Here is a 14039-nt window from a genome sequence, read left to right as displayed (position 1 = left end):
AGTTGGTTGTCCAACTATTGGGGGTCACTTCATTAGGCTGCTTTTTTTATAGTATAAGAATAAGCTAATTAAAGTTAATCGCCTTCTTGTCTTCTTGCACGCTGCTTCTTATAACGTCGGTCAAATTTCTGTTTTTCCACCACGGACATCTTAGCGCCACGTCTTGGTTTCAACTCTAACATCTGAGATAAAGACTTAACCTCTTTATCTTCCATCATTTTCCACGTTCCAGCTCTAACATCACTCGGCAGAAAGATCGGCCCAAAACGCACACGCTTCAAGCGACTAACTTGAACCTCTTGCGACTCCCAAAGGCGACGTACTTCGCGGTTCTTACCTTCCATAACCACGCAGTGGTACCACTTGTTAGCCCCTTCACCATCAAAGAACTGCACATCAGTAAAACGCGCCATTCCATCTTCCAGCAAAACACCATCAGTTAAGCGCTTTAAAAGAGCATCATCAACACTTCCCAAAACACGTACAGCATATTCACGATCAATTTGAGCTGAGGGATGCATTAGCGCATTCGCTAATTCACCATCTGTCGTAAATAACAGAAGACCGGATGTATTGATATCTAAACGACCAATAGCGATCCAACGCCCCTCCTTAAGAGGCGGTAGGTGATCAAACACTGTCGGACGATCTTCAGGATCATGTCGCGTGCAGATCTCACCCACAGGCTTGTTATATACCAACACCCTGCGCTCAGCCTGCTTATCAAAAATAAGGTTAACAATTGTTCCATCTACAGACACCACATCACCTTCAGCAATGCGATCTCCCAAAGTAGCAACTTGATTATTAACGGATATTCGCCCGTCTTTAATCCAACGCTCCATCTCACGACGTGAGCCTATACCGGAGCGCGCCAAAACTTTATGTATTTTTTCATCTGACATATGACGCACCTAAGAATTTATTTAAATACTTACAAACAGCATTACAAATATGCATTTTAAAATAAAAGTAATTATTTATAATAAAAAACAGAAAGAATAACTAACAAAAAAGCCCTTTCAGCAGAGGAAAGGGCTCTTAATTATAAAGACCACCGCAAGATAATTAAATTAAGCAATCGTCTTTAGTAAATCCTTTTTCAAAATAAGCCTGAAAAGCCAATGGTGTACGACCTCGCCCAGACCATTCATGTTCAACACCTGCATCATCTACAACACGATATTTTGGTTGAACCTTCTTTTTCGGTGCCGCAACATCACCAATCATACCCATAAGATCATTCATATCCACACCCGCATCTAACATGCTTTGGCGAATTGCTTCAATCTTCTCAAGTTTTTCCTGCTCAGCTGCCTGAATCGCTGCTTCTTCTTCACGACGATCATCAGCAATAACAGTTAAATCTGAAATTACTTTTTCTAGTTCAGCAACACTTAATTCCTGACACTGCTTACGAAGAGAATTTTTACGCGTTAATATTTTTAAAAAATCAGACATCTCTACTACTCATCGAATTAAATAACACAGAGTAATTATCTTTATAGATAATAATTAATCAAGTATTAAGAGTAATATTTTATTTATGAGAAGTTAATCGTATCACCTGCCCCTCGTCGAATAACCTCCGGAACATCTTCAACTAAATTAACAACACTTGTCGCCTCTAAACCACAATAGCCACCGTCTATAATAAGATCCACCTGATTTTGAAGCAGCTGGCGCATTTCATAAGGATCCATTAGCGGCATTTCATCGCCTGGCATAATTAACGATGTACTCATAATAGGCTCACCTAAAGCTTCAGTCAGCGCCAAAGTAATAGGATTATCCGGTACTCGAATACCAATAGTTCTTCTTTTTGGATGTAGAAGACGTCTTGGTACTTCCGACGTTGCTTTTAGAATAAAAGTAAAAGCACCCGGCGTATGAGATTTTAATAATCGATAATTAGTATTTTCTACTTTTGCATAGGTACTAATTTCACTTAAATCACGACATACCAATGTGAAATTATGTTTATCATCCAACTGACGTATTCTTTTAATACGCTCTAATGCTTTTTTATCACCAAGATGACAACCTAAAGCATAAGCACAATCTGTAGGGTAAATAACAACCCCACCTTTTTTGATAATCTCAACGGCCTGATTTATCAAACGCGATTGAGGATTTTCAGGATGGATTTGAAAAAACTGACTCACAATTTACCTAGCTAATCATTCAATAATAATATTTTTTATATTATAACTTATCTATATAAACTTACGCACCTAGCGAGCCTAGTTAATTTAACAAATAATTCAATACATGATTCTCGTCACTTTTTAAGGGTGGGTATTTCCCTAAATCGGTCCAAGTATGATTAGGAGAGTGAAAATCACTGCCGGCAGAAATCATCATATTTTTTTCTTTAGCGATTCGAAGTAACTGAAAATGATGATCTGGTGTCATACCCGGATATGAGACCTCAATTCCATCCCCCCCCGCATCAGTGAAATCATTAATCGCACCACGCAGTTTTGTAAATGTCATTTTATATTTAGTTGGGTGAGCTAAGATTGAAACACCTCCCGCATTTTTAATAACGGCTAAAGCTTCCGTAAGCGAAGGCCACTCCATTTTAACATCGCCTTTTTTACCTACACCCAAATATTTTTTAAACGCTTGCTGTTCAGAACTCACTAGACCTTGTTCAAACATGACTTGAGCAAAATGCGGACGACCAATAACACCATCGCCACCTTTCTCTTTAGCCGCCTGATAAAGATCGGGAAGACCCATTGAGATTAGTTGATCTGCCACCTTTTTTGCCCGTACTAATCTAAGCTCAGCAAGATTGGACAGATAAACATGAAGCTCTTCAGAGTCGACATTCAACCCTAAACCGACAATATGCAAAACTCTTTGATTCCAAGCACACGTAAACTCAACACCTGGAATCAATTGAATACCTTCCAGATCTTGATCAGTAAACTGACGAATCCCCGCCAGCGTATCATGATCAGTAATCGCTAAAATCTGTATCTGCTTCTGCTTAGCACGCTCCAATAAAACCAGCGGCTCAAGAGCCCCATCAGACGCGGTTGTATGGCAATGTAAATCGTATTTAGGCAATTCCATATTTATTCACTGTTTATATAAAGCTCCAGCAACCTTATAATCCAACTTTAACTAACTAGATCAAGGCTGCTATGAAGCTTTTATTAGATTTTTTACCAATCATCATCTTTTTTATCGTATATAAAACAACTAATGACATAATTTTAGCAACAGCGATCCTGATTCCGGCAACGCTTTTACAGATGCTATATACATGGATTCGCACACATAAGATTGAAAAAATGCAGTTGGTAACGTTAGCCTTGGTCGTGATCCTTGGTGGTGCCACTGTTATTTTTCAAGATAAAACTTTTATTCAATGGAAACCAACCGTCGTAAATTGGTTGTTTGGCTTAACATTCCTTGGTAGCCAATTTATCGGAAGCAAAACGATTATAGAGCGCCTAATGGGAAGCAACCTATCCTTACCACATTTTGCTTGGCGCACACTCAATATTGCTTGGGTTGTTTTTTTCCTAGCAATGGGTGCACTCAACCTTTTTGTCGCCTACTCTTTCAGCGAGGAGACTTGGGTCAATTTTAAACTATTTGGCATGCTAGGTCTCACTGTGATTTTTATCATTGCTCAAGGTGTCTACCTTTCACGCCATATTGATAATACAGAAAGCAACGATTCAAATAACTAAGGAAGTACTTGTGTATTACGCCATTATTTCAGAAGACAAAGAAAATAGCTTAGAAGACCGTCTTGCGGCACGTCCTGAGCATATACTACGACTAAAAGATTTAAACGAAGAGGGCCGATTACTTATTGCGGGCCCTCATCCAGCGATCGATAGCGAAGACCCCGGTTCTGCGGGTTTTACAGGCAGTTTAGTCGTTGCTGAGTTTCCATCATTAGCTGACGCACAACAATGGGCGGACGAAGATCCTTACATTACAGCAGGTGTTTACAAAAAAGTTACTGTTAAGCCGTATAAAAAAGTACTACCCTAGTACATAAGAGCGCTATAATCTTAGTTACAACTATGAACTAAAGACTAAGAGTTTATCTACAAGTAGAAAAAGTAGACTTAGTTAAGTGTTGCCTTATGAGTGTATAAGTAAGCAATTAGTCCAAAAATATGACTATTTTTCTGCTATTTATCCTAGGTTAAGGTAGGAAGAGTTGTAATAACTAGATTATTTCTTATTATTCCTAACTACAGAATCCAAATCGTATTTCAAGGACAGCTAAAATGAAAAAATTCGCAATCGCTTCTGGCTTAGTACTCGCTATGGGCCTAGCAACAGGTGCTCAAGCTCACCCAGAGAACGCAGGCTACTGGGATGAATCAAAAACATCTACAGTATGGAAAACAGGTACTGGCGGATGCTGGCGCCACGGTTTCTGGGAAGAGTCTGATGCAATCGAAGGTTGTGAAGGCTACAAAGCCCCAATAGCAGAAGCTCCGGCTCCTGCTCCAGCTCCAGCTCCAGCACCTAAGTTAATGAGCACTGTTGAGAAACACATTGTGTATTTTGACTTTGATAGCTCTAACCCTGGCGACGTAAGCGATATTTCTAGCTATGTTAACTCTCTTAAAGAAGTAACTAGCGTGAAACTTGTTGGTCATGCTGACCGTATCGGTGCAAGTGCATATAACGATGCGCTTTCTCAGAAGCGTGTAAACGCAGTTTCTGAAGCACTACAAGCAGGCGGCGTAAGCGCTTCTGCTATCAGCACTGGTTACATGGGCGAAAATGCTCCAGCTAAATCATGTGAAGGCCTACGTGGCACTAACGTTGTAGACTGCCTACGCGCTAACCGTCGTGTAGAAGTTGAGATTTCTGGTACAAAATAAGCGGTAAAGTCAGCGTACTTTGTTGCTAAAGAGGCACCTTTTAAAAAGGTGCCTTTTTTATAACAATAAATATAAGGCTGATCATGAAAATACTAACAAACGCTATTCCTTTCTTCTTTTTACTTATCAGCTGCTATTCCTTTTCTGCTGAAGAGTATGCCGATCAAAAAGTCGTTTATCATATAAATTACGATGATCCGAAACGTATCTCTGCGACCTTTTCTAATATCGCCAATCATATAAACCAGCTAGGCGAAGAGCACATCACCGTTAAAGCAGTTATTCATGGCCCAGCCATTAAATATTTTATTGAAGCCAGCCAGGATGACGCAAAACAGATAGCTCTAGATTCTTTACGTTTAAGTGATGTTCAGTTCATTATTTGTCGCAACAGCCTAGACGGTTTCAATGTTACCCGAGAAGATCTGTATGAAGTTGAAGCTGAAGATGTTGTGCAAGCAGGCTTACCTGAAATCGTACATTTGCAGCAACAGGGCTATTTTTACGTTCGTCCTTAGCGAACAAATTATTTCCAATTGATTACAGCCACAAAAAAAGGTGGCACATCGCCACCTTTTTAATAATACCGTTAAGACCTACCCGACCCACACTCGTGCATTTCGGAACATACGCATCCACGCACCATCTTCAGCCCATTCATCAGGCGCCCAACTATTTGTGACTGTACGGAACACACGCTCCGGATGTGGCATCATAATAGTTACACGACCATCAGTCGTCGTCACACCAGTAATACCTGCTGGAGAACCATTTGGATTCGCTGGATAAGCTTCTGTTTGCTGACCATAGTTATCCACATAACGTAGCGCAACAGCATTCGAGCTCTGCAAGCCAGCTAAATGATTAGCATCTTTAAACTCAGCACGTCCTTCCCCATGAGCGATCGCGATCGGCATACGAGAACCAGCCATTCCCTGTAGGAAGATAGAATCCGATTCTTGAACTTCAACCATAGCAACACGTGCTTCAAACTGTTCCGACACATTACGCACAAAATGCGGCCACAAATCAGAACCTGGAATCAATTCATGTAAGTTAGAAAGCATCTGACAACCATTACAGATACCTAACGAGAAGGTATCTTCTCTGGCAAAGAACGTCTGGAACTGTTCACGGGCTCGCTCATTGAACAAAATCGATTTCGCCCAACCTTCACCAGCGCCTAGCACATCACCATAAGAGAAGCCGCCACAAGCCACTAAACCCTTAAACTGATCCAATGCAACGCGACCCGACAAAATATCGCTCATATGCACATCTATCGCAGCAAAACCTGCTTTATCAAATGCAGCAGCCATCTCTATCTGACCATTCACTCCTTGCTCACGGATAATAGCCATCTGTGGACGAGTGCCTGTATTAATAAAGGGTGCGGCTACATCTTCATTTTGATCAAATGTTAATGAGGTATGCAAACCTGGGTTTTCTTTATCATTAATGCTGTCAAACTCTTGTTGCGCACATTCCGAGTTATCACGTAATGACTGGATCTTGTAAGAGGTCTCTGCCCACCAGTGCTGTAACTGGATACGACGTTCAGAATAAATCTCTTCCTCATCGAAATGGAAGCGCAATTCATCATCCAAATTAAGAGAACCGATCACTTGAGTAACATCACCTAGACCCGCCGCATTCAATTCAGTCAATACAACATCAAGATCATCGCGTTTAACCTGAACAACTGCACCCAACTCTTCAGAGAATAGCGCGGCTGCCAGCTCACTCTTCTCAGCAGCTAACATATCAAGGTTAATATCGAGACCTGTTCGACCTGCAAACGCCATCTCTGCCACTGTGGCAAATAAACCACCATCAGAGCGATCATGGTAAGCCAGTAGTAAGCCTTGTTCACTCAACTCTTGAATCGCTGCAAAAAATGCAACTAGCAGTTCAGGCTGCTCTACATCAGGAACCTTTTGACCCACTTCATTATAAACTTGAGCTAAGGCAGACAAACCAATACGGTTTTGACCTTCGCCCAAATCGAGCAAAATAAGGTCTGTCTCACCTTTATCAGTACGTAATTGAGGAGTCAACGTTTTGCGCACATCAAGCACAGGCGCAAAACCAGTTATCACTAATGACATAGGCGCTGTCACTGATTTATCTTCGCCCTCATCATTCCATACTGTACGCATAGACATAGAGTCTTTACCAACAGGAATAGTCATCCCCAAGGCTGGGCATAACTCCATACCTACCGCTTTCACCGTATCGTAAAGCTTTTCATCTTCACCAGGATGGCCCGCAGCACACATCCAGTTTGCAGATAACTTAATATCTTTAAGCTCACCAATTCTAGCCGCGGCCATATTAGTAACCGTTTCACCAATCGACATACGGCCTGACGCAGGAGAATCTACTAGCGCAAGCGGTGTACGCTCACCCATTGCCATAGCTTCGCCCGCATAAGTATCAAACGATGCTGTAGTCACTGCACAATCAGCAACAGGGACCTGCCATGGGCCTACCATTTGATCACGAGCAACTTGACCCGTAATCGAACGATCTCCTATGGTGATTAGGAATGACTTAGAAGCGACTGAAGGTAGTTTCATCACCCGTTCTGCAGCCTCTTTAAGATCAATCGCGCTGGCATCAAAATCAGGCACCTGATACTCAACACGCTCAACCGAACGGTGCATTTTTGGCGGCTTACCAAAAAGAACATTCATCGGCAGATCTACTGGGTTATTCTCAAAATGAGTATCACCTAAGGTTAGGTGCATCTCTTCTGTCGCTTCACCTACAATGGCATACGGGCAGCGCTCACGCTGACAGATCGCCTCAAAACGAGCTAAATCTGTTGGCGCAACGGCCATTACATAACGCTCTTGCGCTTCGTTACACCAGATTGCCAATGGCGACATGCCTGGTTCATCATTATTAATATTACGTAATCCAAACTTACCGCCACGATTGCCGTCTTTTACCAGTTCAGGAAATGCATTTGATAAACCTCCGGCTCCCACATCATGAATAAATGCGATCGGGTTTTCATCACCCTGCTGCCAGCATTGATCTATCACTTCCTGACAACGGCGCTCTAATTCTGGGTTATCTCGTTGAACCGATGCAAAATCTAAATCAGCAGAAGAAGTTCCAGAAGACATAGATGATGCCGCACCGCCACCTAAACCAATTTGCATAGCTGGGCCACCTAAGCAGATAAGCTTGGCGCCGACAGGAATCTCGCCTTTTTCAACATGGCTATCACGAATATTACCTAAGCCACCGGCAATCATAATCGGTTTATGGTAACCACGGACTTCTTCACCCGCTGCACCATTTACTTTCTGCTCAAATGTACGGAAATAACCGGTTAAGGCTGGACGACCAAATTCGTTATTAAATGCCGCTCCACCTATAGGACCTTCTAGCATAATATCGAGTGGCGTAACGATACGGTCAGGTTTGCCGTATTTTGATTCCCAAGGCTGTTCAAAACCTGGGATATTAAGATCGGAAACTGTAAACCCTGTCAAACCTGCTTTAGGTTTAGAGCCTTTACCTGTCGCACCTTCATCACGAATCTCACCGCCAGAACCTGTTGCAGCGCCTGAGTGAGGTGCAATTGCTGTGGGGTGATTATGGGTTTCGACTTTCATCAGGATCTGAATATCTTCCTGATTATATGCGTATTCCTTACCTTCGGGCGTTGGGAAAAAACGCCCAGCTTTACTACCTGCCATAACAGCCGCATTGTCTTTATAAGCTGACAATACATTATCACCACCTAGCTCATTGGTGTTACGAATCATCGCAAACAACGATTTATCTTGAGCTTCGCCATCGATATCCCAAGAGGCATTGAAAATTTTATGACGGCAATGCTCTGAGTTTGCTTGCGCAAACATCATTAGCTCCACATCGGTTGGATTACGTTTGAGCTCTATAAAGCTATCAACTAAATAATCAATTTCATCATCTGCCAATGCCAAGCCAAGTTCAGCGTTTGCTGTAACTAAAGCGTCACGACCACCCGACAAAATATCGACAACCGTTAAAGGCTTAGGTGCCTCTTCTATAAATAACGAGGCCGCATCATCTATACTAGATAAAACCGCTTCAACCATTCGGTCAAATAGTTCTGATTTTACTAAATCAAAATCAGTGTCCGAAAGGTCTGAAGATGTACTAACATAATAAGCAATACCACGCTCTAAACGCTTAACTGAGGTTAAACCACAGTTATGCGCAATGTCAGTAGCTTTAGATGACCAAGGCGATATTGTGCCTGGACGGGGCACTACCAGAAACAGTTTACCGGAAGGATCTTGAGCCTCCGCTTTAGGTCCATAACGTAAAATACGCTCAAGTACTTGCTGCTGATTTTCCGATAAAGCTTGTGACTGATCGAAAAAATGCATAAATTCAGCATACAAGCCCGTAACGGCAGGAACCTTTGACTGAATACCAGATAGTAACTTTTCATGACGAAAAGCAGAAAGAGCAGGTGCTCCGCGCAGTGCCAGCATCTCTAATAGAGCCTCGTGATAGCTGCCAATATTAGGCAGTAGTTACAGGAGAAAAATAGGCTTTGAATTTTACAGAAACAGTGCACTGGATACCAGAAAAGCAACCGTATGTTTGATATTAGTCGTAAAAAAGATGTCGCACAGGCACTAATGATTCTTATAATGTTCTGTATTCCAATACTGTTAAGCTGGAATAGCAAAACACAACTGGGTGCCATCATAGAATCGGGTAGTCTAAAACTAGTAACCCGAAACTCCCCTAGCACTTATTTCATTGAAAAAGGGGAACCCGCAGGTTTCGAATATGACTTAGCAAAAGCTTATGCAGAGCATCTAGGTATAAAATTAGAACTCATTTTACCTGAGAGTTTTAGCGCTATTTTTTCAACCATGAAAGCTCGGAATGGGCATATTGCTGGCGCAATGCTGACCATCACCGATGATAGAGAAAAAGCATTCGAGTTTTCAACACCCTTCCTCACCACTACGGCTGCGGTGGTCTACCGCACAACAAAAGGGATCAAGGCACCCAAAGACTTAAATGACTTAGTTACTAGAGAGAAAACAATCTTAGTGCTGGAAAATAGCAGTCACGCAGAACTTCTGGCACGATTACAAACAACACACCCTACACTCAAATGGAAAGAGAGCAGTGAACACTCAGCCGTTGAGTTACTTGAGAAGTTACACAATAAAGAGATTGACTATACTGTTGTAGACAGCATCACATTTGATGCTCAGAAATCATTTTTTCCCGGACTTAACAAAGCGTTTGATCTGAATGAACCGCAAGATCTTGCGTGGATACTCAATCCTCACAATGATCAAAGTCTTAAAAGCTCAGTTAATCGCTTTATGGCCCTTGATTCCACACAGGAATTAATCAAAAAGCTCAAAAAGAAATATTTTAATCGTTTCAATCCTCTAAATTTCTACGATACAGCTTCCTTTAAAGAGGATATGGAAGAACGTTTCCCCAAAATTGAACAATATTTCTATATGGCTGAGCAAGAAACTGATATTGATTGGCAGCTACTCGCCGCTATTGCCTATCAAGAGTCCCACTGGAATCCAGATGCGGTATCCCCTACAGGCGTTAAAGGAATCATGATGTTAACTCATGATGCGGCTGCTGAAGTCGATGTGACCGATCGCACCGACCCTCAACAAAGCATTATTGGTGGTGCTCACTATCTCGTCAGCGTGATGGATAAAATCCCCGAAAGAATCAAACAGCCGGACCATACTTGGTTTGCTCTAGCAGGCTATAATGTTGGTTATGGACATTTGGAAGACGCACGTATTTTAACTAGTCGCGCAGGTCTAGATCCCGACAAGTGGGACGATGTGAAACAACACCTACCGCTCTTAACAAAAGAAAAATACTTTAACACTGTGCGTTATGGTTATGCACGTGGTTATGAGCCGGTTCATTACGTCAGTAATATAAGAAAATATATGAAGCTCTTACGTTGGGAAATCCAAGTTCGTCAAGCTAAACGTCAAAGCGAAGAAGCGGATATGGATCCAAACCATCCAAGCTGGGATGAAGCGACTGTCGTGGAAGATATTTTACCTTCACTATAGCGCTAACCCGTGTTTCTACTTAATTTTTCAGCTTTTTTCTCTTCGCGGCGGCGCTGAAAAAAGGCACTGATTTTTTGACGGCACGTATCCGCTAATACACCAGATGTCACCTCTACATTATGATTAATCCAAGGTTGCTGAAACAACTGGCAGTTACTATCAACAACACCCGCTTTATCTTCACTTGCCCCATATATCACACGACTTATCCGTGCATGCACAATAGCACCCGCACACATAGTACAAGGTTCAATTGTCACATAGAGCTCTGCCCCCACTAATCGGTAGTTACCAATACGGGAAGCCGCATCTCGTAATGCCATAATTTCAGCATGAGCCGTAGGATCGTGGCCACTAATCGGGTGATTCCAACCCTCTCCTATAACCTCACCATTTAAGACGACTACTGCCCCCACCGGAACTTCTCCTGCATTTTCAGCATGATCTGCTAATGCTAGTGCCTCATGCATCCATAACTGATCTTGCTCTGCACGCCCACTCATTCCTATGACCACCTCAACTTTATCTACGTAAAAACCTAACTTATTGTAAACAAGTTAAGGCTATCTTTTCATTATAGAAACAAACCGACTGACTCAGCTAACATCAACCAAGTCAGCATCTCTCACAAACCTCTTTTTTATTTATCAGCTCGCCTAGCTAGTAAATTAAGCAGCAATGGAACTTTATCTAAGGCTTCGTAGTCTATGCCTAACTAGAGAAATTTAGCACTAACCGCTTGATCGCCCCATATAGCTATATGGATTAAACGAGTAACAGATACATTATTTTATATAGGCAAACTCTCAATACCTCCCCGCCCCCTATACCCGACTCCCTGTAAAAACCCTTATCACGTTCATTGCTGCTGTTACGCTTAGACATCTTTGTAGTGTTACTAATGTGGACACTCGACAAGTTCGTTAATCCAGCCCACGCCAGTAAAGTACTTAACAACTTTTACGGTATCGATTGGCTCACCCATAACCTTTCTTATAGCGTTGGCTCATTAGAACTATTACTTATTTTGGCATTTGTTGTTGGCCTTTGGCGCCGTTGGACCTACGCTATCGTCTTAATCATTCACGCTTTTTCAACCTTCTCCCCTTGCAAACAATATATGGCACCTTTTGATCACCTACTATTTTTTACCGCTTGGCCCATGCTTGCGGCTTGCCTAGCCCTATATTGGTTAAGAGAGTGGGACACATTGTGCACAATCCCTCAAAAAACAAAAACAACAGCTACCTCGCAAAATTAATACTCAATGTATTGCCATAGGGATAATTAACATTCCATGGCAATACGCTAGTTAACATAGACTTGAAATAGGTTTTATGATGAAAACACAAAACCCATTAATCACCTTTCTATTAATATTGAGCTTGTCCTTCATCAGCTCAACGGCAGTAGCTGATGAGTATGAAATCGAACACATACAAGGTGATATTTATCGTTTTATCGACGATAGGCACCGCTCTGTATTTCTAGTAACAAACGAAGGAATAGTCCTGACAGACCCCCTGAATCCAAAAGCCGCTACCTGGCTAAAAGCCGAGATAAAAAGGCTTTTTAACGTACCTATCAAATATGTTATTTACAGTCACAACCACAGTGACCATATCTACGGTGCAAAAGTTTTTGATGATCCTGACACTGTTTTTATTGCTCATGAGTTAGCCGCACAGGATATTAAAATAACAAAAGCTGATACGGTTATCCCTAATGTGACTTTTAAAGATGATATGTTGATCTCTTTAGGAGGCCATACAATTGAGCTGAGATATCATGGACCTAACGATGGCCGCGGCTCCATTAGTATGCTCTTCCAACCTGAAAAGCTACTGTTTATTGTCGATTGGATTGTCATAGGCCGAATGCCTTGGCAGAAACTTTGGAGTTACGATATTCAAGGTATGATTAACTCTACTCAACAAGTACTGGATCTTGATTTTGATACTTTTGTTGGCGGACATGCCGACATTGGTAATAAATTTGACGTTCAACGCTACCTTAATTATCTGCAAGATCTTTATGACGCCGTCATCAACGGTATTCATGAAGGTAAAAGTCTAGATGAGATAAAAAAAAGCGTACAATTAGAAAATTACAGCGACTTAAAACAGTTTGATCAATGGCTACCGCTAAATATAGAAGGCGTTCACGAACGTTTAATGGAAGAATCAGGTATGGGCTGGAGACCTGATATTAAGTGATTAAAAAGGGATCTGCTCAATAGACATGCGCAGATCCCCTTTATTCATCACAGCGGCAAACTTCTCATAAAAAACCTGATACATCCGCTTTTTTAATACAATCACGACCACGAAATTAAATTAGAAATCAGTGATTCGCTCTTTACTCGCTATTAGGTATGGTTTGACTAACATATTCACGCCAAAACACATTTATCCCTGTGCCAACATCCGCTATCGTGGATGATACTTTGAGCAGAGTGAAATACTTGTCACATTAATAGGTAAGCGCCGTTATTTTACACAACTAAACTAGCTACTACTCACCCTTACATTCATAACATGAGTGACCACTTATTGCTGACTAAGCAAAAAACCTGAGCAATAACTTAGCGTTAAGAACGTAGCACCAATACCGAGCAACCTGCACGTTCAACAACCCGTGCGGAATTTGATCCCAGTAACACATGATCGACCTTACTGCGATGATGCGCCGTCATAATAATAAGGTCGGCATTACAACGTTTAACATGCTTGATAATACGTTCGGCCGGATTACCCTGATGCACTGAAAGTGTTCGATCCACCTCTGGTGGTAACTTTTCCTGCGCTAGTGCTTGTAGCTGTTTTTCCACGGCTTCATGGGCTTTCTCGATGGCCGACTTTTTGAAATAAGATGCCACCAGTGGCGAGTTAAACCCAGGAATCACAGTCATCAGGTGGATACATCCCTCGCTATCGAGTTCACGTAATGCCAGTTCGATCGCCTGATCAGAAAAAGACGGTTCTTCGATATCCACCGGAACAATAATTTGCTTAAACATGAGTCCTTCCTTTACCAAAAAGTATGGCCATCTAAACCGAGGTCCTTACTAGAAGGCACCTCGAAT

14 protein-coding genes are annotated in these 14039 nt (G+C 41.9%); 7 read left to right on the top strand and 7 right to left on the bottom strand.

What is annotated here, in order from left to right; all coding sequences use genetic code 11:
- Positions 1-74 precede the first annotated feature (74 nt).
- The 4 genes from rluB to ACOQOE_RS03925 all read right to left on the bottom strand — a co-directional run bounded on the left by rluB (position 75) and on the right by ACOQOE_RS03925 (position 3084).
- Entirely contained in the window at positions 75-905 is an 831-nt protein-coding gene (gene rluB, locus ACOQOE_RS03940) for a 23S rRNA pseudouridine(2605) synthase RluB (RefSeq protein ID WP_420554934.1), read from the bottom strand.
- A 163-nt stretch (positions 906-1068) separates the two neighbouring features.
- Positions 1069-1461 carry an H-NS family nucleoid-associated regulatory protein gene (locus ACOQOE_RS03935; protein ID WP_067867760.1) on the bottom strand — a complete coding sequence of 131 codons (393 nt, stop codon included), beginning with the start codon at positions 1459-1461 and terminating at the stop codon, positions 1069-1071.
- An 83-nt stretch (positions 1462-1544) separates the two neighbouring features.
- Positions 1545-2165, bottom strand: coding sequence for an L-threonylcarbamoyladenylate synthase (locus tag ACOQOE_RS03930; protein ID WP_420554933.1), 621 nt, complete (start codon positions 2163-2165; stop codon positions 1545-1547).
- Positions 2166-2247: 82 nt separating this feature from the next.
- Positions 2248-3084 carry a PHP domain-containing protein gene (locus ACOQOE_RS03925; RefSeq protein ID WP_420554932.1) on the bottom strand — a complete coding sequence of 279 codons (837 nt, stop codon included), beginning with the start codon at positions 3082-3084 and terminating at the stop codon, positions 2248-2250.
- 71 nt (positions 3085-3155) lie between these two features.
- Between ACOQOE_RS03925 and ACOQOE_RS03920 the strand changes: the two genes are divergently transcribed.
- From ACOQOE_RS03920 to ACOQOE_RS03905, 4 genes are all read left to right on the top strand, one after another.
- Positions 3156-3710 (top strand): septation protein A, encoded by a 555-nt coding sequence (locus tag ACOQOE_RS03920; RefSeq protein WP_420554931.1) that lies wholly within the window; start codon positions 3156-3158, stop codon positions 3708-3710.
- 10 nt (positions 3711-3720) lie between these two features.
- Complete coding sequence (locus ACOQOE_RS03915) at positions 3721-4020, top strand: YciI family protein (protein ID WP_067867744.1); 300 nt, start codon at positions 3721-3723, stop codon at positions 4018-4020.
- 242 nt (positions 4021-4262) lie between these two features.
- The gene (locus ACOQOE_RS03910; protein ID WP_067867740.1) at positions 4263-4868 is read left to right on the top strand and encodes an OmpA family protein; all 606 of its coding nucleotides are present in this window, start codon (positions 4263-4265) and stop codon (positions 4866-4868) included.
- Between the two features lie 83 nt (positions 4869-4951).
- Positions 4952-5386, top strand: coding sequence for a DsrE family protein (locus ACOQOE_RS03905; RefSeq protein WP_067867737.1), 435 nt, complete (start codon positions 4952-4954; stop codon positions 5384-5386).
- Between the two features lie 78 nt (positions 5387-5464).
- On the opposite strand, the gene purL is transcribed toward ACOQOE_RS03905, so the two are convergent.
- Positions 5465-9367, bottom strand: a complete 3903-nt coding sequence (purL, locus tag ACOQOE_RS03900) for a phosphoribosylformylglycinamidine synthase (RefSeq protein WP_420554930.1) — start codon at positions 9365-9367, stop codon at positions 5465-5467.
- A 108-nt stretch (positions 9368-9475) separates the two neighbouring features.
- Between purL and mltF the strand changes: the two genes are divergently transcribed.
- Positions 9476-10954, top strand: a complete 1479-nt coding sequence (mltF, locus tag ACOQOE_RS03895) for a membrane-bound lytic murein transglycosylase MltF (protein ID WP_067867731.1) — start codon at positions 9476-9478, stop codon at positions 10952-10954.
- A gap of 2 nt (positions 10955-10956) precedes the next feature.
- Here mltF and tadA read toward each other — a convergent pair whose 3' ends face one another.
- Positions 10957-11457, bottom strand: a complete 501-nt coding sequence (gene tadA, locus ACOQOE_RS03890; protein ID WP_067867728.1) for a tRNA adenosine(34) deaminase TadA — start codon at positions 11455-11457, stop codon at positions 10957-10959.
- Positions 11458-11855: 398 nt separating this feature from the next.
- Between tadA and ACOQOE_RS03885 the strand changes: the two genes are divergently transcribed.
- Together ACOQOE_RS03885 and ACOQOE_RS03880 are read left to right on the top strand one after the other, a co-directional pair.
- On the top strand, positions 11856-12215 hold the full coding sequence (locus ACOQOE_RS03885) for a hypothetical protein (protein ID WP_420554929.1): 360 nt from the start codon (positions 11856-11858) through the stop codon (positions 12213-12215).
- A gap of 76 nt (positions 12216-12291) precedes the next feature.
- Complete coding sequence (locus ACOQOE_RS03880; RefSeq protein WP_420554928.1) at positions 12292-13170, top strand: MBL fold metallo-hydrolase; 879 nt, start codon at positions 12292-12294, stop codon at positions 13168-13170.
- Positions 13171-13544: 374 nt separating this feature from the next.
- Here ACOQOE_RS03880 and ACOQOE_RS03875 read toward each other — a convergent pair whose 3' ends face one another.
- Positions 13545-13973, bottom strand: a complete 429-nt coding sequence (locus ACOQOE_RS03875) for a universal stress protein (RefSeq protein ID WP_067867722.1) — start codon at positions 13971-13973, stop codon at positions 13545-13547.
- Positions 13974-14039 lie beyond the last annotated feature (66 nt).

Source organism: Neptuniibacter marinus (genome assembly GCF_965223595.1).
Taxonomy (GTDB): domain Bacteria; phylum Pseudomonadota; class Gammaproteobacteria; order Pseudomonadales; family Balneatricaceae; genus Neptuniibacter; species Neptuniibacter marinus.
This window is presented reverse-complemented; position numbering and strand designations above follow the sequence as displayed.

Coding starts and splice junctions, on each gene's coding strand:
- ACOQOE_RS03920 (WP_420554931.1), top strand. CDS start 3,156: ATGAAGCTTTTATTAGATTTTTTACCAATCATCATCTTTTTTATCGTA.
- ACOQOE_RS03905 (WP_067867737.1), top strand. CDS start 4,952: ATGAAAATACTAACAAACGCTATTCCTTTCTTCTTTTTACTTATCAGC.
- ACOQOE_RS03885 (WP_420554929.1), top strand. CDS start 11,856: ATGTGGACACTCGACAAGTTCGTTAATCCAGCCCACGCCAGTAAAGTA.
- rluB (WP_420554934.1), bottom strand. CDS start 905: ATGTCAGATGAAAAAATACATAAAGTTTTGGCGCGCTCCGGTATAGGC.
- ACOQOE_RS03880 (WP_420554928.1), top strand. CDS start 12,292: ATGATGAAAACACAAAACCCATTAATCACCTTTCTATTAATATTGAGC.
- ACOQOE_RS03910 (WP_067867740.1), top strand. CDS start 4,263: ATGAAAAAATTCGCAATCGCTTCTGGCTTAGTACTCGCTATGGGCCTA.
- ACOQOE_RS03935 (WP_067867760.1), bottom strand. CDS start 1,461: ATGTCTGATTTTTTAAAAATATTAACGCGTAAAAATTCTCTTCGTAAG.
- purL (WP_420554930.1), bottom strand. CDS start 9,367: ATGCTGGCACTGCGCGGAGCACCTGCTCTTTCTGCTTTTCGTCATGAA.
- mltF (WP_067867731.1), top strand. CDS start 9,476: ATGTTTGATATTAGTCGTAAAAAAGATGTCGCACAGGCACTAATGATT.
- tadA (WP_067867728.1), bottom strand. CDS start 11,457: ATGAGTGGGCGTGCAGAGCAAGATCAGTTATGGATGCATGAGGCACTA.
- ACOQOE_RS03875 (WP_067867722.1), bottom strand. CDS start 13,973: ATGTTTAAGCAAATTATTGTTCCGGTGGATATCGAAGAACCGTCTTTT.
- ACOQOE_RS03925 (WP_420554932.1), bottom strand. CDS start 3,084: ATGGAATTGCCTAAATACGATTTACATTGCCATACAACCGCGTCTGAT.